The sequence below is a fragment of the Gimesia maris genome (assembly GCF_008298035.1).
GTDB lineage: Bacteria > Planctomycetota > Planctomycetia > Planctomycetales > Planctomycetaceae > Gimesia > Gimesia maris.
Map to the genome: position 1 here is coordinate 1,874,221 of NZ_CP042910.1, position 17,183 is coordinate 1,891,403.

Genomic DNA, 17,183 nt, shown 5'->3' on the forward strand with positions numbered 1-17,183 from the left:
TTTTTCATGGAAAATATGGATTAAGAATTCAGCTTTAATGTAGTATTCAGAAGGACACAGACGGGTCAATATGAGAAATCAGATTTCGTTTGTTTGAGGTAATGAATCAAATCTGATAGTGAGGATTATGGGAGTTTACGCAGCATAATTCAGTTTTAAACTGGTGTGTGTGCGATTAAAAGGGCTTAGTATTTGATGGGGTCTCTGCCTGCATAAGCATTTTTGATTTTCTGGATTCCCTGATCTGTGATTTTAGATCCTTCCAGATACAGATTCTTCATTCGATTCAGTTTTATCAGTAGTGGAATAGATGTATCAGAGATCTGCGTGTCTTTAATATTTAACCAGTCCAGACGGGGATTGTGTTTTATGAATGTGATGCCTTCGTCCGTGATATTAAGTCGATCCAGATTGATCGAACTCAGTTTTTTCAGATTCGCCAGGGCCTGTAGACCTTCGTCTGTGATCTCGCGGTTTTTTTGAAGAGAAAGGTGAGTCAGGTTCAACAGGCTGCTGATGTGTGAGAGTCCTGCATTTGTCAAACCCGTTTCATGCAGATCCAGAGTTTTTAAGGTTAGCTTTCCCTCGAGAGGAGCAAGCGCGTCATCCATGACGTGGCAGTCTTCCAGGTGCAGAGTCTCCAGTTTAGCAAGCCCCTTCAGGGGGGCCATGACTTCGCGCGTGATTGTCTGGGGATGAAATTTAATCTCCCTGATATAAAAATCAACTACGGGTAATTCCTGTACCTGAGTCACCGGTTCATACCGCCCGTCAATAATAATTTCGCATTGATGATTCAACAGCCAGACTGCTGCTTCACGTTCCATTTTCGCCTGTTCAGGTGACGGCTCTTTTACTGGCATAACAGTTGGGGGAAGATCCGCGACTTGTTCCGGTGCAGGGGGCTGATACCACCATGCGACCCATGTTCCCAGGCTGAACAGCAGAATCAATGTTAAAAACAGACTGATTCGTTTCGAGTTTACGTAACGTGTCGACGGTTGAACCTGCGTACTGGCATCTGCGGACATGACTTCAATTGGCGGAGTCAAAATTGTATTTCGACACAGTTCAATTAATTCCTGGCTTTCACTGAGACAGGTTTCCGCCGATTCATTGAGAGGAATTTCGTTTTGTTCGCTGAGAAATTGGTCGAGTATTTCCACAACTTCCGCCATGGTCTGAATTCTATCGACGGGATCTTTCTTCATCATCGACTGAAACAGTTCTTCCAGTTTTTCAGGAATCTCCGGTAGCAGATCTGACAGTTGGGGTGATGTCTCTTCACGATGGGCAAGAATTGTAGCAATCTGGGTCTGCTGTTTAAAAGGTGCCTGTCCGGTTAACAGTTTATAAAACGTACATCCCAGGCTATAGATATCTGCTCGATGATCGATTGATTTTACACTGTGAGCCTGTTCGGGGGCCATGTATTGCACACTGCCCATGATACACTGACTGTCAGTCAGATCACTCAGGTGCGGATTCGCCTGACTGAGTCCTGCTAACCCCAGGTCTAAAATTTTTACTTCACCCTCCAGGGTGAGAAAGAGATTAGATGGTTTAATGTCTCGATGAATCAGATTGTGATTATGAATATATTGCAGACCATTTGCGGCTTGTCGCACGATGTAGCAGGCGGAGGTGATGGAAAGCCTGTTTTCGGATTTAAGGATGGTTTTCAGGTCATGTCCGGATAAGTATTCCATGACCAGAAAACAGGTTTCATCGACTTCACCGGCATCTGTGGCTTTGACAATATTGGGATGATCTAACTGCCCGATCAATTCCATCTCTCGATAGAACCTTTGTGTCTGGGTGTCATTATCCCACTGGTTGTTTAACAGTAATTTAAGGACAACCTGTTTTTTCAGGCGAGCATGGATGGCTTTATAGACTACACCCATCCCTCCCTGCCCAATTTTCTCAATGAGGTGGTAGTTTCCAACGACCCTGATTGTGATCCGATTCAATTCCTCGTCGACTGGTATGTGATGAGAAGAACTGGTATGCGGGGATGGTGAATATGCCGTCGATGGTGGCTGATTTATGGAGGAGATTGTTGAGTTATAAATACGGTCCAGCTGTTGCTCTGAAAAAGGATTCTGGTCGGAATGACCGGACTGATTATGTCGTTGCTGGCATTCCTGCCAGGTCTTCAGTTCCTTATCTTCTGAGTAGGCCTCGGTTCGTTTCTGACAGATAGCGCAATGATTCAGATGATCTTTGACATGTTGATTTTCAAGTTCATCAAGCTCATTGCGGAGATAATGAATGATCTGGCTGTCTGAAATACATTTTTGCATAAATGGCCCGAAAAAAAAATCATTTTTGAAATACAACGCTGTCAAACGAAAGCCGCTGTATCTCCTCTTTCAGTTTTTTCTGTACCAGGAATTTTGCTTTATAAATCCAAGTGATTTCCGCGCCCAGTTTTTCTGAAGCCTGTTGTGCACCAAGATCCTCAATCCAGGTCAGCTCGAATGCTTTCCAGGTCTGGTTATCAAACAGGGGTTGAATATTATTAAGAGCAGTCGAGTAAATATGGCTGCAGAACTCATCAGCCCAGGCGGCATCTGATTCCCCAGCCTGCTCATAAATCTCATCCCGTAGACCGGGGGTCCCGGATTGATTCTGGAATCGTTTGTTGTTCTTGAAATAACGGCAAATTTCGTGATAGGTTACAGTGCCCAGCCACGATCGAAACCGCCCCAACTGCCTGTTATATTCAAATGAATGCATTGAAGTGCTGATCTTCCGAAATACTTCCTGGCATACATCTTCAGCGTCGCAGTCTTTGAGATGGAACTTTCGGCAATAATTGTAAATCAAAGGGCCGTAGATACCAACAAATTCCCTCCATGCTTCGGAGTCTGTCTGAAATCGAACTCGATTTAAAAGAGTGATATGAGTCGATGGCCATTCAGGGCTATAGTTCATCTGTCAGTTCCTCAGTGAAGGGCTTCTACGTATTGGTTTGCCAGCTTCGTGTAGTGAACCTATGAGTCTCGTTTCGTGACTCACTGACCATCTAATGTAGTATCATCATTATTTTCAATCTCTGAACAGAGACAGGTCTAAGTATCAATTTACTCAAACTTGTGCTCGAATGAAATAAAAATATTATTTAAGTCAGACAAGAGAGTCTAAATTCAATTGAGAATCACTACAGATGGGATGCCTGCTCCAGAATACGGGTGTTACTAATCCATCAGATCGAGATTGAAATCAGTTTATTCCCATTTTAATGTCGATAGCTGAGTCTGCGATCCTGACTATTGATATCAATACTTAATTAGATAGGGAAATCAAATGCCGGTTCGTATTTAGAATCAGGCTCAAGTTATCCGGGTGCTATCAGTAGATCTGCTTAGAGAGACAAAGAAATGCTATCACGGTTCACTTTAGGAAGAGAGACTTTTATCGCATTCGGTCCAAGGGCACTGGACAAGTGGCGCTGAAGACGCTGCAGTAAATCTGGCTTCAGGCCAGACGAGAAAGGTAGAGAATTTAAGAGGGGTTATTCCACACTTTTAAGTGAAGTTCTAGCTTTTTCCAGTAAGCGGGAAAGTTCAGTGAGTTCAGATGAGCTGAGATGACCAATCAGTTTGTGATGCAGGTCCAGATCCGGTTTATCGATCTCTTTTAACAACTTAAGAGCTTTGGCGGTGATTTCGATATAAACAACGCGTCGGTCTTCAGTACAGCGATTTCGCTTAATTAATTCCTGAGCCTGCAGGCGATCAAGTAAGCCTGTAATCGCGGGTACAACCTGAATCATGCGGTTTGCGATTTCGAGAGAAGGCATCGGTTTGCGTTCGCCACGCAAAATTCGCAATACATTATATTGTGAAGGCGTTAAACCATATTCTCGGAAGAGTCTGCCAAACTGGTTATGAAAGACATCACTTGTTCTGAGAATATTTAAAATCGCTGCCTGTTCCAGAGAGTCAAAAGGTTGCTTTTTTTTAATCTCATGCTGCAATTTGCTGTGTGACATTTTGACCCCTGGTTAATGGAACATAATCCAGCCATTTTATGTGTAAAATATTAAGGCGTCAATAGGCTATGTAGCTTCAATCCAAACTGGATCACACTGAAAAGTGTGGATCGGGCGTAGTCAGATTCGAGGAAACTCAGTGTAAAAGTAATGCTGGTGATGAGTAATGGACGCTCTCTTCAAGGGGCAGAAATCGAGAATGAAAATGTCTTGCGTCAACTCGATCAGGGTTTCTGACGAAACTCGGTAGGAGTACAGTTTTCATGTTCTTTAATAATCACACTCAGATAAGCGGCGCTGGAAAAACCCGCCATTTGTGCAATCTGTTCAAGGGTAAAATCAGTATCAATCAGTAGTTGCCTGGCTCGTCTCACGCGTTCTTCAGAAATAAGCTGGTGAGGTGTCTTTCCTACCAGTTTCATCAATCGTCGTTCGAGGGAGCGTCGTGTCAGATTGACTTGACTGGCGATCATTGAGACGCTGATTTTTTCGCATGCCTTTCTGCGGATCAACTCCAGAGCAGAGGCAATGGCGGGATCTTCGACGGCGATCATATTTGTAGATCGGCGTGGTATCAGTATCCGAGGTGGGACGGGCAGCGGGTACTGTGCCGGAGGGTTGCCGCGCATCAACTGATCAAGGAGCGCTGCTGACTGATAACCAATCTCTTTCGCCTGAAGTGCGATACTGGTAAGTGTCGGATCAACGACTTCACAAAATACATCGTCATTATCGACTCCCACAACCGCGACCTGTTCTGGTATGGCAATATCGCGCCGTCGGCAGGCGTCGAGAACGCATAAAGCTCTCAGGTCGTGGGCAGCAAATAAGCCAATGGGTTTGGGGAGTGCTTCCAGCCAGTCTGCCAGGTCGTCCTGTCCTCCATTCCAGCTTTCAGCAAATCGGCGGCGTGAAAGGGGAGAATAAATCTCGCAGGTAAACCCCTGTTCGCAGGCGATCTCTGCAAAGGCATCACGACGTCGATGCGACCAGTTCGCTTTCTCGACACCCACGAATGCAAATTGCCTCAAATGTCGATCGTGCAAATGTTCAAACGCCAGTTTAGCAATCAAGGTATCATCAGCAAAAACCGCAGGCATCTCCAGTTCGGGTACCTGTTGGAGCGTGTCAACCACCGGGACCCGAAGTCGGGCCAGTCGTTCCGCCATCTGACGTGAACGAACGCGGGCAATGATGCCATCCCCCTGCCAGGTTTTGATCCACTCAGGTAATGGGGTTTGTGGCCCCCATTCATCAATATAAATTGACCAGGGGCCGTGCGTACGGGAGTAAGTCGAAATGCCCTGTAAAATTTCACGACCAAATGTTTTAGACGTTTCAATAAAAATTGCAACCTGCGGAGTTGAGTGGGCGTTCATCGATCCGTTTTCTGTTGTCGCAAAATTGAAAGAGATTGTCGCACCACTGGATTGATGCGTCGTGATCGCTGCTGGTACACTGAGGGTTCAGAAGATTTTAAAGAACTCTAACTATTTTGAAAAGTGTGCCTGATTTCATTGAGGAATGACTGGGTATGCTTCGCTCACAAAAAAACGACTGGATGAGGAAACAAGTAAATGTATCTCACACGTTTCTTAGTGTTACTCTTTATTTATGTTATTTCTTTTTCCAGTTGTCATGCAGATAAACCTCAATCTTACCAGGTCGGTCTGGCAAAAGTCGATATCACTCCTGAGTATCCCGTGCTCCTGAACGGTTATGCCTCACGAGGGACTGATTTAATCGATCAGGTCGAGCAGCCACTCTGGGCCCGGGCGATTGCAGTCCTGAACCAGCAGGGACAGGCTCATGTTCTGATCTCAGTCGAAAATTGTGGTGTACCCGCATTGGTGACCAAGAGGGTTGTCGCGAATCTGAAAGAAGAGTATCAGGTTAGGCCGGCTGGCCTGGTGGTCTGTTCGACACACACTCATGCTGCCCCCATGCTGACCGGAGTGCTTCCTAATATTTACACACAGGATCTTTCCACAGCAGAACAGGCGGTAGTGGAGCGTTATACCAGTGACCTGATTCAGAAATTAACCACCGTGGCTCAACAGGCGATCAAAGATGTCCAACCTGCATTTCTGGAATGGGGCATCGGAACTGCGACGTTTGCGAAAAATCGCAGGAACATCTCCGGGCCCACTGACTATGACCTGCCTGTCCTGCGCGTGAAAAGCCCGGAAGGTAAAGCACGTGCGATTCTGGTTGGTTATGCCTGTCACTGCACGACATTGGGTGGTGTTCCTTTCATGTCCGGTGACTGGGCTGGTTGCGCTGTCGAGGAAGTCGAAGCAGATATTCCCGGCTGTATGGCAATGGTCGTGATCGGCTGTGGTGCAGACCAGAATCCGAAATTCAGAGGTGACGATCAGGGGGCCGCCCGCGTGAATGGGAAAGCCGTTGCTGCAGGAATTCAGAAACGGCTTAAAACTGGTCTTACAGCTGTCACTGGAAATCTCTCAGCTTTTAGTGAAGAAATCAAATTACCTCTGGCGACCCTGCCAACCGTAGAAGAATGGAAACAGCGTGTCGGTAAACCGGGGATCACTGGATACCATGCGAAAAAAAATCTGAACCGATTAGAGCGGGGAGAGGTCTTAACAGATCAGATCGAATACCCGATCAAGACCTGGTCTTTTGGAGACGATCTGGCGATGGTCTTTCTCGGCGGAGAAGTGGTCGTTGATTATTCCCTGGCGATCAAGCAAAAACATGGCGCGAAAGTCTGGGTGAATTCCTATGCCAATCATGTCCCCTGCTATATCCCGTCCGAACGGGTTTTACAGGAAGGCGGCTATGAAGGGAAAAATGCCATGGTCTGGTATGACCTGCCGGGTCCGCTTGCTTCAGGGGTGGAGAAAAAGATTCTGGATGTCGTTTCCCGGCAGTTACCTGATTCCTTCAAGGCAGTCGATGATGTGAGTCGTACAGGAGGCAAACGGCCTTTGACTCCTGCGGAATCCATTTCCCGCATGAATCTGACAGATGATCTGAAAGTGGAAGTGGTCGCTGCGGAACCCCTTGTTGTAGATCCAGTAGCAGTGGATTTCGGACCAGATGGCAAATTGTGGGTCGTCGAGATGCGTGATTATCCTGCGGGTATGGATGGGAATTACAAACCGGGAGGAGTGGTCAAGTATCTGGAGGACCTGAATCAGGATGGCCGGTATGACAAAGCCACTGTATTTCTGGAAGGTCTGGCTTTTCCGACAGGGGTGATGGTCTGGAAACAAGGGGTATTGGTCTGTACGGCCCCGGATGTCATTTATGCAGAAGATACTACCGGCGATGGCAAAGCGGATATTCAGAAGAAAATTCTGACCGGTTTCGCGACACATAATTATCAGGCGCGGGTTAACAGCCTGGTTCCCGGACTTGATAACTGGGTCTATGCCTCCGGTGGGTTGTTCGGCGGTATCATACAATCCTTTAACGGGCAGACTGTCAACGTGACCAACCGGGATTTTCGGTTTCAACCTGAGACTGGTGTCCTGGAGCCTGTCAGTGGCCGGACTCAGCAGGGACGCGTGCGTGATGACTGGGGCAACTGGTTTGGATGCCGTAATGGTACATTGTGTGTGCATTACCCGGTTAATGAAACCTATTTCCAGAAGAACCCCTATGTGAGTTCGCCTCCTCCGGAAGTTTCGATACCCCAGGGAGAAAATGTCAACCAGTTGTTTCCCGTAGGTGAACTGGTTCAGTTTCACCTGAGTGGACAGCGGGGGCGTCCGACATCGGCGTGTGGTCTGGGGCTATACCGGGATAAGGAATTAGGTAAATCTTTTTATGGAAATGCGTTTATCTGTGAACCCGTTAACCAACTGGTACATCGCTTAGTCGTGAAACCAGAGGGGGTCACGTTTTCGGGACTGAGAGCACCTGAAGAACAGGAACGAGATTTTTTAACATCCACCGATAACTGGTTTCGACCAGTCCAGGCGAGAACGGCCCCGGATGGCTCGCTGCTGATCGTGGATATGTACCGGTATCTGATTGAGCATCCCAAATTTCTTTCGCCAGAAGCAGTACAAAAATTGAATGTGCGCGCTGGCGAGACTCGTGGCAGGATTTATCGAATTTCCGCGAAAAATCAAACCTGTCAACCTGTCCCTGATCTAAAACAACTGCCAACTCAAGAGCTCACTCAGTTACTCAATAGTGCGAATGGAACTTTGCGTGACATGGTGCAGCAGGAACTGATTTTGCGGGGGGATAAGAAAGCAGTTCCCTCCTTGTCAAAGCTTGCCAGTGATGGAGTATTGCCACAATCCCGGTTACAGGCATTGTGCACACTGGACGGACTGCAGGCACTGACACCGGATGTACTATTGCCGCGGATTATCGAGCAGGACCCCGGTGTTCGCAGGGAATCGATTCGATTAGCTGAGCCGTTCCTGAAACAGTCAGAGAAACTGGCAAACGCAGTACTGGAACGGGTCAATCAGGAACGGGAACTTTCAGTACAACTCCAGCTGGCTTATACACTCGGATATCTGAAAAAGGATGAGGCGACCAAGGCTCTGTTACAGTTGCTGGAACAGCATTCGGAGAATGTCTATCTCAGGTCGGCAGTATTGACCAGTTTTAAGCCCGCTCGTTTGAGTCCGGCTCTGGTAAGACTGCTTCCCAGGATCGAAGCGAATCCCCAATTGCTGCCGATGTTTCATTCATTGCTGGACATGGCAGTTGCGACCAGGGATCCTGGATTATTGAAACAGGTTTCCACTGCACTGTCTGAGCATATTATACGAAAACAGAAGTCGGAAGCCTGGGAATGGCTGGCATTAACACAATTGACCGAAGCAATGCCAGGTCGTGATAAATCGAGCCTGGAGAAACAGGGGCTTCAATGGAAGCGGCTCATCAGTCTGGCATGCAGACAGATATCAGAAACCAAACAATCAGAGGCTGTACGGATCGCTGCATTACAGTTTGTTCTCTCAGTTGATCAAAGCCAGGATACTCTTGAGCTGGTTGCAGATTTGTTATCACCACAGACAGCATTAAATCTTCAGATGGCTGTCTTGAAAAGCCTGATCCAGTCGCAGAGTCCTGCTGCCGTGGAACTGGTCTTTAATAACTGGAAGCAATTTACGCCCGCCTTACAGGCTGAGGTTATCAGTCAGTTACTGTCCCGCGAATCGTCGACGCTGGATCTGTTAAACAGAATTGAGCAGAAGGTAATACAACCTGCTCAAATCGATTTAACAAACCGTCAGACCCTGATTGATCATAAAAATGAAAAGATCAAACAGCGTGCCCGAAAATTGTTTTCAGTCGCGACCAGCGCAAGCCGGGAAGCGATCCTGAAGCAGTATGCATCGATCGATTTGAAACAGGGCAGTGTGGATCGAGGCAGCCTGGTTTTTGAAAAACAATGCGCCAACTGTCACCGCTTGAACGGGAAAGGGCACGTTGTTGGACCAGACCTGGCTGCACTCACCGATCAGTCGAAGTCATTTTTACTGACTTCCATTCTTGATCCGAATAAAGCCGTCGATGGTCGATACGCTTCGTATCTGGCAGTCACTGACGATGGTCGCATCAATACCGGGATTCTGGTGTCGGAACAGAGTAACAGTATTACCTTGAAAGCACAGCAGGGAAAAGTACAGACCATACTCAGAACGCAGCTGGATGAATTGATTAATAGTGGAAAGTCACTGATGCCTGAAGGCCTTGAGCGTGAGATTCCTCCCGCCGCGATGGCGGATCTGCTGGTATATCTGCAGGAACACAGTGCACCTCTGAAATATACTTATGCAGGATCTGTCAAGCCGGATGCCAACTACCCGGACGATCCTCAGAATTTAAAACTGGTGAATCGTTCTACAGGTTCAACACGATTTAATGATGGTCAGTGGGTTGGCTTTCGCTTTGCTGGAACTGAGCCACAGCCTCGCATTGTGATAGATCTGCAGCGCAAAATTCCTGTTAACGCATTGAGAATTGTCTATGGCGTGAACCATGAACCGGGATCGATTCATGCACCCTCCTCAATCGAGGTTGCTTTCAGTAACAACAGCAAACAGTATGGCAATCCTCACAAGTTTTCTGGGTTTGATGATCACGCTGATGGCCTGGGGCTCTATGAAATTGATCGACGGACAACGGTAATCAATATTCCCGAACAACGGGCACAGTTTGTTCGTATCGATTTTCAGGGTAAGCAGGGCTGGATATTTCTCTCTGAAATTTCATTGGCCAGCGCTTCTTCGGAGAATCAGAATGTAGCGGTGCCAGTTCAACCTGTTGAGAAATCTGTCAAAACAAAAGGGGCAGAGCCCGGCACAAAGATCAAAGCCCTTGTGGCAGAGGTCAAAGTCGGAACTCCGGATGAATATCGAAATATCCCCGAGATCTGGCGAACCGCGATCGCAGTCGGAAAACGGAATCAGGCAGATGAAATTCGCGACCTGCTGGAGGTATCTCTTCCCGGACCGGATAAACCGCTGGAATGCTGGCAGGCGGTCGTGATTGGAGGAGGGGTGATTAATGGAATTACGATTGCCGGCGACTGGCCTCGCAGTAAAATCGAATTGCTGCTGAAAGAGAAGCCGGAATTGGCGGTCCGCTGGAAGCAGGCACTCCTGCGTGCCGTCAAGATGGCCGAGGATCCGAATGTGAAAGGTGGCACCCGTTATGATGCGTTGCGGATGGTAGCCATGCTGGATTATGACATCTGCCAGAAACAGCTGAAGCGTTACCTGAATGATGCCAGTCATGCTGAACTGCAGATGGGAGCCGTCAGCGGGCTTGGCGATATTGATGTGCCGACAGCAACTGCAGACCTGATCGAATCACTGCCTGTATTAACTCCCCGTAATCAGAAAATTGCCCTGCTGGCATTAATCAGAACGGATGCCCGTGCGATCGCCTTGTTGAAGGCGATTCAACAGCAACAGCATTTAGCGAAGTTGATCGATGGCGAACTGCTGCAGCGACTGAAGACACATCAGACTGCAGAAGTGCAACAGCTTGCGAATCAGATCTTTGATTAACCGGTCTAAGTCGCCTTCAGGACTTCGAGGATGCCCTTGCAGAAATCGGGCAGGTCAGAGGGGCGTCGGCTGCAGACAAAATGGCGATCAACAACTACAGGAGCATCTTCCCAGACAGCGCCTGCGTTGATCAGGTCGTCTTTGATTCCGGGTGAACCGGTGACTTTGACGCCGGAATAGATTCCAGCCGAGATGGGCATCCAACCTCCATGGCAGATAGCGGCGATCAGTTTTTCGCTTTCATGGAATTCCTGCAGAAGTGAGAGTACTTTTTCAGATCGTCTGAGTTTATCAGGCATCCAGCCACCGGCACAGATGACTCCGTGATAATCAGCTGAGTTGATGCTGTCGATCGTGGCTTCCGAGACGGAAGGGTAGCCATGTTTTCCCAGATAGGTCTTCCCTGCTTCCTGACCTGCCAGAGTGGTTTCTGCACCAGCTTCTTCCAGGCGGAGTTTGGGATACCAGAGTTCCAGGTCTTCGTAGTCTTCGCCTGTAAACAGTAAAAACTTTTGACCGGACAGTGGAAGAGAAACAGTCATTGATATACCTCAGTTTGTTAATTGATAATCAAAATTGCAGGGGTTAAGCAACTGGCCACATCAGGCCGAAGATGGCACCAACGATAACGGCATAGGCAATGGATTCAATGATGTGTCCCACGATCCGATTATGAAACCAGATCGCATGTTGAACCGTCGCCGATAAAAAAGTTAACAGGCCGGCAGTGGCCATAAAACGAAAGACGACCATAAATTCTGCTCCAGGTGGAATCGCCAGGGTGGCCAGATAGGCGAGTGAAAAACTGATGACCAGAAAGAACACAAAGGTCAGGCCCAGGTTTTTCCCCATGTTGACTTTGGGATACACCGTCATCACACCGCAGGGGCCTTTGTTCCATTTCTCCTGATATTCTTCGCTTTTCATTTCATCAGCTGAATTGCATCCCGGAAACATGTAGCTGCCTACAGGCACATTCAGTTCCCGCATTGTTTTGAGGAAGGTGTCTTCCTGCTCCATTATTTTCCAGTCATTCTTGTGGAGTTGTATGACCATCCAGGATAGAAAACTGGCGAAAAACAGGGCGACCGCTGATAACAGGACTGGAAGCAATAAACTTGTCAACATGTTTGGCTCCGGAAAAATGTAGATAGCAGGTGCGAACGGAACAGAGTGACAGAGGTGTTTTTAAAATGGCTTGATTCTCCGAATCTGGTTTCATGATAAGAATTCACCCATTGCATTCCTAGCCTGTTCATGGCAAATTATTGACTGTCCCGAGTCGATCTACAGAGTCAAAATAATGAATACGTAGTACAAGGGATGCCTGATTGCGGCTTTCCTGTCAAAAAGCCATCACAATACGATGAGTCATCATAAAATTCTGATTTCGATGTATCATTTATTTATAAGGAGCCAGTATGCCTCGTTACATTGAACTCCCCACAATTGTAAAAGCTGCGGGGAATAAACCGAAACAGATCGAAGAATTTGTCGGACGCGTGAACACGGGGGATGAATCCATCAGTGTTGCCCGGATGGTGTCTCCTGGCGGCTGGGTTGAACCGGCGCAATCTCCCGAATTTCAGGAGATGTCTGTAGTCTTGAAAGGCGTATTGCATGTGGAAACGAAGCTGGGAAAATTCGAAGTCAAAACAGGGCAGGCGATAATTCTGGATGCGGGGGAATGGGTCCGCTACAGCACTCCCGGAAATGAAGGAGCGGAGTATATCGCAATCTGTCTGCCAGCATTTTCACCAGAGACGGTCCATCGTGAATCAGATGATTAAATACAGTATGTTCTGCCATATCCTTCATGCATAAGGGGATGTCATGTCAGCTGAGAATAACCCTGTTCAAGAACTGGTCCCTCTCCTGTTTGTAGAAGATATCGATGATTCCATCGAATTTTACACTGATAAGCTGGGGTTTGAAGTCAGTCTGAAATGGGAGCCTGAGGGAAAAGTATTATGGTGTCGTATTGATCGGGGATCGGCGGCGCTGATGTTACAACCGGCCTGTCCGGATGAAGATGGAGTCAGAGCGGAACGGATCAAAGGTGTGGGGCTCTTTTTTCTCTGTGATGATGCGCAAACTATGTATGCTGAGTTCTCAGCGAACGGACTGAACCTGGAGCCTCCGCAGGTCGCCTTCTATGGAATGAATCAACTGTTTCTCAAAGATCCGGATGGATATGAACTCTGCTTTCAGAATCAGGTCTGATGTTCTGAGAATGTCAGTCCGGGGTTAATCGTGCGACCACCGGTTAGTCAGCCAGATCACCTGATAAGGTTTCAGGACCAGTTCGGCACGCAGGTCAGAATATAGTTCTCCGCTGATCAGATCAGTCCAGTTATCGGTCCCGATCAGATTGATTTCGGATAAGGGGACAATCTGTTCCTGGTTGGAAATATTATTAATCGCGAAAATACTCTGCTGACGATCCATGCTCTGACGCCAGAAGGCAAACACACTGTCTCCCAGGTGTAAGGTAAACTGGGTGGCATTGGGGTGAAAGGCTGGTTGGCGTCGACGCACTTTCAATAGATGGCACATGCCCTGGAAGACCTGTGCATGAATGGAAGTGTCATCGGCAAGTGCCAGTGCGAGTTTGTGGTAATCCCAGCGATGACGGTTGATGGATCGATTTTGACCGGTCTCTGTGACGGCTGCCTGGTCGTTCAGGGTACCCAGGAAACTGTGAATATAGACGGCCGGGATTCCCTCCAGCGCAAACATGATGGCATGCGCACACAGGAAGCGTTCGACCTGCCATTCATCTTCCCCATCCAGAGTCCCTTTCATCGCATCGATCAACGAGATGTTGATTTCATAAGGGCGCTTGACACCTCCTGCGAGCGACCGCATGGAGATTCGTCCGCCAAACTGTTCCATCATAGCGACCATGCTGCCGATTTCCTCTTCACTCATCAGTCCTTCAGCAGGTCTGAGTCCGATACCGTCATGGGAAGCGATGAAGTTCAGATAAGTGGTGCCATGCAGGGCAGGGGGCATGCTCATCATCCAGGTTTTCAAGTGCTGACAACTGCCGCAAAGCATGGCGTTTACCAGCAGCGGAGGGAGTGAAAAATTATAGATGGCATGGGCTTCATTCGAGTTCCCGAAATAGGCCAGGTTTTCACGGTTGGGGATATTGGTTTCAGTAATGATCATGGCCGTTGGAGCAACAAACTGGATCAATGTACGGAAGAGGCGCACGATCTCATGTGTTTCCGGCAGGCTCAGGCAACTGGTACCTGCCACCTTCCAGATAAAGGCAATCGCGTCGAGCCGAAAGATCTTGACTCCCTGGTCCAGATAGAGCTTGATGATTTTAACCAGTTCCCGCAGCAGTTCGGGATTAGCAAAATTCAGGTCAACCTGATCAGGACTGAACGTGCACCAGACGTAACGTGTGCCATCGGGAGTTTCAATCGGACACAATAATTCATTAGTGCGGGGACGAACGACCTCAGATAAATCTTCTTCGGGAGTAGCACAGAAAAAATAATCCTTACCTGGCGTCTCTCCTCGTCTGAACTGCTGGAACCATTCACTTTGACTGGAACAGTGATTGATTACCAGGTCTGACATCAGTTGAAACTGCTTCGCGATGGCATTTATGTGAGTCCAGTCACCCAGGCGCGGGTTCACCTGATGATAATCGATAATGGAAAAACCATCGTCTGAACTGTAAGGGAAAAACGGAAGGATATGAATTCCATCGATGGTTTCTTTCAGGAATTCTTCAGAGAACTGCAGCAGTGTTTCCAGTGGCTGCTGATCTTCCGTGAGCAGGCTGTCGCCATATGTGATCATCACCACGTTTTTCTGATCCCAGTGATTCTGGTGTGTCCGAGGCGTCTGGCAATTCCCGTCAGGACACATGATCTGAATCAGTTCCCTGGCAAAGGCACTCTGATCAATTTCAGGGTATATGACTTTTAAATGGTTTTCTACCAGAAACTGATACTCACTGACTGCAGAATGCTCAACTGGCTCACTCATGGTTTCAGGCAAACTCCCGATAGTCATCGTCAACTGCGGCGCACAGGCTCGCAAAAATATCCGGAACGGCACTTTGCACCCGATTCCAACTGGGAATGAAGGGGGTTTCCATCGGATTATCCAGAAAGTGCAAACCTGCTTTTAGCACATTTTCTGCAAACAGCTCAACAGCCTTTTCTTCATTATGAATATCCAGGGCCAATCCGTTAATGATGGCGTCGTTGCGATAAGTCTCAATAAAGTCGAGTGCAATCCGATAGTAAGTGGCTTTAATCGACCGAAACGTTTCGGTGGAGAAGACAACACCATTTGTCGCCAGTTTGCGAAAGATGCCTTTCGAAATATCAATCGACATTTTCGAAAGCCCCGCGTGGGCATCGTCCACGGACAGGTTCTGATGCTTGTGATCATAGCGGTCAGCAATGTCGACCTGACACAGCCGGTTGGTCGAGAAATTCCGATTTACTTCCGAGAGTACACCGATTTCCAGCCCCCAGTCGCTGGGAATCCGGATATCGTTAATGACATCAACACGAAACGAAAACTCGCCCGCCAGTGGATAGCGATAGCTGTCGAGGTATTCTAGATAATCCAGTGAGCCGAGTATTTTTTTCAGTGCCCTTAACAATGGGGTCACCAGCAGTCGAGTTACCCGGCCATTCATTTTACTGCCAGCGACCCGTGCATAATAACCTTTGCAGAACTGATAGTTGAAACTGGGGTTGGCGACAGGATAAATCAGTCGTGCCAGCAGATTGCGGTCATAAGTGAGGATATCGCAATCGTGCAAAGCGACGGAAGCAGACGTTCCCTGCGCCAGGATATAACCCAGGCAGTACCAGACGTTGCAGCCTTTTCCCAGCTCGTTGGGAGCCAGTCCCTGGTCCTGCAGGACAGTATTGACTTCCTGAAGTCGAGGGCCATCATTCCAGAGAATCCGATGTTTCTGGGGGAGGCGGCTGAAGAACTGAATGGCGTGTTTGTATTGCTCTTCGTTTGCCCGATCCAGACCAATCACGATTTCATTCAGATAACCGACTTTCGCCAGTTCTGTCACAATTTTATCGAGGGCAGGCCCTTCTAGTTCGCTGTACAGACAGGGCAGCACCAGGCTCATCGGGCGTATTTTGGAAAACTGAAGCAGTTCTGCTTCCATCTCGTCAATCGGGCGTGACGAGAGATTATGTAATGTCGTAATGATACCGTTTTGGTAAAAGTCTCCCATACCAGATCTCCATGATCGATGTTTGAGCGCCAAAACCGGGATGATCAGGTCAATGTTTCATCCAGTATTTGGGTTAACGCATGAGCCCATCCCTGTGGGCCGAACTCTTCAGTAATGATGACCGAAGATTGCTTCTCAAGATCGGGAGGTTCATGATGGGAAGAGCGCACAATGACCGCGATATCTGCTGCATTGAGCATGGCGACATCATTCTGGCTGTCACCGAGTGCCACGAATCGGGGAGAGGATTTACCCGAACGGGTATAACATTCCCTGAACCACTGCAGACATTTTCCTTTGTCACACGCGCCAATCACATGCACAAACCGGCCACCTCGCAGCAGCCGCAGACCATGATTGGCAATCAGTGCTTCAAACTTACGCAATTGATGTGCCGAGTCCTGCCAAATTAGCGGCTCTGAAAATTCCCGGGTCATTGCCTGTACAGCCTCGGATTCCGATAATCCCGTATATGCAATGACTTCAGAGACTTCCATGTCTGAAAATCCTGTAAACAGGAAATTTTCTTCACTGCGTTTTTTTTGAATGATCGAAAGGATCTCAGCTCTGCTTGCCCCTAAAATATGCACGTCTTTTCCTGAAATTTGTGCAGATGACTCAATTGATTTGATAAACGCTGTGTCAGGAAAATAGATGGCAGAACCATTTTCCACTACATAGGGATCGGTATTGTTCAGTGCTTCGCGCAACGTGCGCAGTTCGGCTGCCGTTTTGCTGGTATTCAGCATCAATGGAATTCCCGCAGTTCGTAATCGTGAGATGACAGGCACTGCGGGGGTAAACGAATATGTATCATGATCCAGCAATGTGCCATCCAGATCACTCATGACAATCAAGGGGGGACTATTTTCTAATGTATGTTGAGATTCTGTAGACATAACCTGACAGATGCAGTGAAAGGGGAGACTGTATAAAGCGG

Annotated in this window: 12 protein-coding genes; 3 read left to right on the top strand and 9 right to left on the bottom strand. The window is 47.9% G+C overall.

Annotated elements, in window-relative coordinates; translation table 11 throughout:
* Positions 1 to 185: 185 nt before the first annotated feature.
* From GmarT_RS07145 to GmarT_RS07160, 4 genes are all read right to left on the bottom strand, one after another.
* Positions 186 to 2,306 (bottom strand): protein kinase domain-containing protein, encoded by a 2,121-nt coding sequence (locus tag GmarT_RS07145; protein WP_149302506.1) that lies wholly within the window; start codon positions 2,304 to 2,306, stop codon positions 186 to 188.
* 19 nt (positions 2,307 to 2,325) lie between these two features.
* Positions 2,326 to 2,940: an RNA polymerase sigma factor gene (locus GmarT_RS07150; protein WP_002646099.1), complete on the bottom strand. Its 615-nt coding sequence runs from the start codon at positions 2,938 to 2,940 to the stop codon at positions 2,326 to 2,328.
* 580 nt (positions 2,941 to 3,520) lie between these two features.
* The gene (locus GmarT_RS07155; protein ID WP_002646098.1) at positions 3,521 to 4,000 is read right to left on the bottom strand and encodes a MarR family winged helix-turn-helix transcriptional regulator; all 480 of its coding nucleotides are present in this window, start codon (positions 3,998 to 4,000) and stop codon (positions 3,521 to 3,523) included.
* Between the two features lie 224 nt (positions 4,001 to 4,224).
* Positions 4,225 to 5,379, bottom strand: coding sequence for a XylR family transcriptional regulator (locus GmarT_RS07160; protein WP_002646096.1), 1,155 nt, complete (start codon positions 5,377 to 5,379; stop codon positions 4,225 to 4,227).
* A 198-nt stretch (positions 5,380 to 5,577) separates the two neighbouring features.
* Between GmarT_RS07160 and GmarT_RS07165 the strand changes: the two genes are divergently transcribed.
* Complete coding sequence (locus tag GmarT_RS07165; RefSeq protein ID WP_002646095.1) at positions 5,578 to 11,010, top strand: neutral/alkaline non-lysosomal ceramidase N-terminal domain-containing protein; 5,433 nt, start codon at positions 5,578 to 5,580, stop codon at positions 11,008 to 11,010.
* Positions 11,011 to 11,015: 5 nt separating this feature from the next.
* Here GmarT_RS07165 and GmarT_RS07170 read toward each other — a convergent pair whose 3' ends face one another.
* Both GmarT_RS07170 and GmarT_RS07175 read right to left on the bottom strand, forming a co-directional pair.
* Positions 11,016 to 11,552 carry a type 1 glutamine amidotransferase domain-containing protein gene (locus GmarT_RS07170; protein ID WP_002646094.1) on the bottom strand — a complete coding sequence of 179 codons (537 nt, stop codon included), beginning with the start codon at positions 11,550 to 11,552 and terminating at the stop codon, positions 11,016 to 11,018.
* Between the two features lie 43 nt (positions 11,553 to 11,595).
* Positions 11,596 to 12,138 carry a hypothetical protein gene (locus GmarT_RS07175; RefSeq protein ID WP_044237506.1) on the bottom strand — a complete coding sequence of 181 codons (543 nt, stop codon included), beginning with the start codon at positions 12,136 to 12,138 and terminating at the stop codon, positions 11,596 to 11,598.
* A 293-nt stretch (positions 12,139 to 12,431) separates the two neighbouring features.
* Here GmarT_RS07175 and GmarT_RS07180 point away from each other — a divergent pair, with 293 nt between their 5' ends.
* Entirely contained in the window at positions 12,432 to 12,800 is a 369-nt protein-coding gene (locus GmarT_RS07180) for a cupin domain-containing protein (protein ID WP_002646091.1), read from the top strand.
* A gap of 43 nt (positions 12,801 to 12,843) precedes the next feature.
* Positions 12,844 to 13,233 (top strand): VOC family protein, encoded by a 390-nt coding sequence (locus GmarT_RS07185; RefSeq protein ID WP_002646090.1) that lies wholly within the window; start codon positions 12,844 to 12,846, stop codon positions 13,231 to 13,233.
* Between the two features lie 24 nt (positions 13,234 to 13,257).
* Here GmarT_RS07185 and GmarT_RS07190 read toward each other — a convergent pair whose 3' ends face one another.
* From GmarT_RS07190 to GmarT_RS07200, 3 genes are read right to left on the bottom strand one after another with little or no spacing between them, the layout of a single operon-like run.
* Positions 13,258 to 15,018: a sugar phosphorylase gene (locus tag GmarT_RS07190; protein WP_002646089.1), complete on the bottom strand. Its 1,761-nt coding sequence runs from the start codon at positions 15,016 to 15,018 to the stop codon at positions 13,258 to 13,260.
* A gap of 4 nt (positions 15,019 to 15,022) precedes the next feature.
* Positions 15,023 to 16,243 carry a glycosyltransferase family protein gene (locus GmarT_RS07195; RefSeq protein WP_002646088.1) on the bottom strand — a complete coding sequence of 407 codons (1,221 nt, stop codon included), beginning with the start codon at positions 16,241 to 16,243 and terminating at the stop codon, positions 15,023 to 15,025.
* Positions 16,244 to 16,287: 44 nt separating this feature from the next.
* On the bottom strand, positions 16,288 to 17,142 hold the full coding sequence (locus tag GmarT_RS07200) for an HAD-IIB family hydrolase (RefSeq protein ID WP_044237503.1): 855 nt from the start codon (positions 17,140 to 17,142) through the stop codon (positions 16,288 to 16,290).
* Positions 17,143 to 17,183 lie beyond the last annotated feature (41 nt).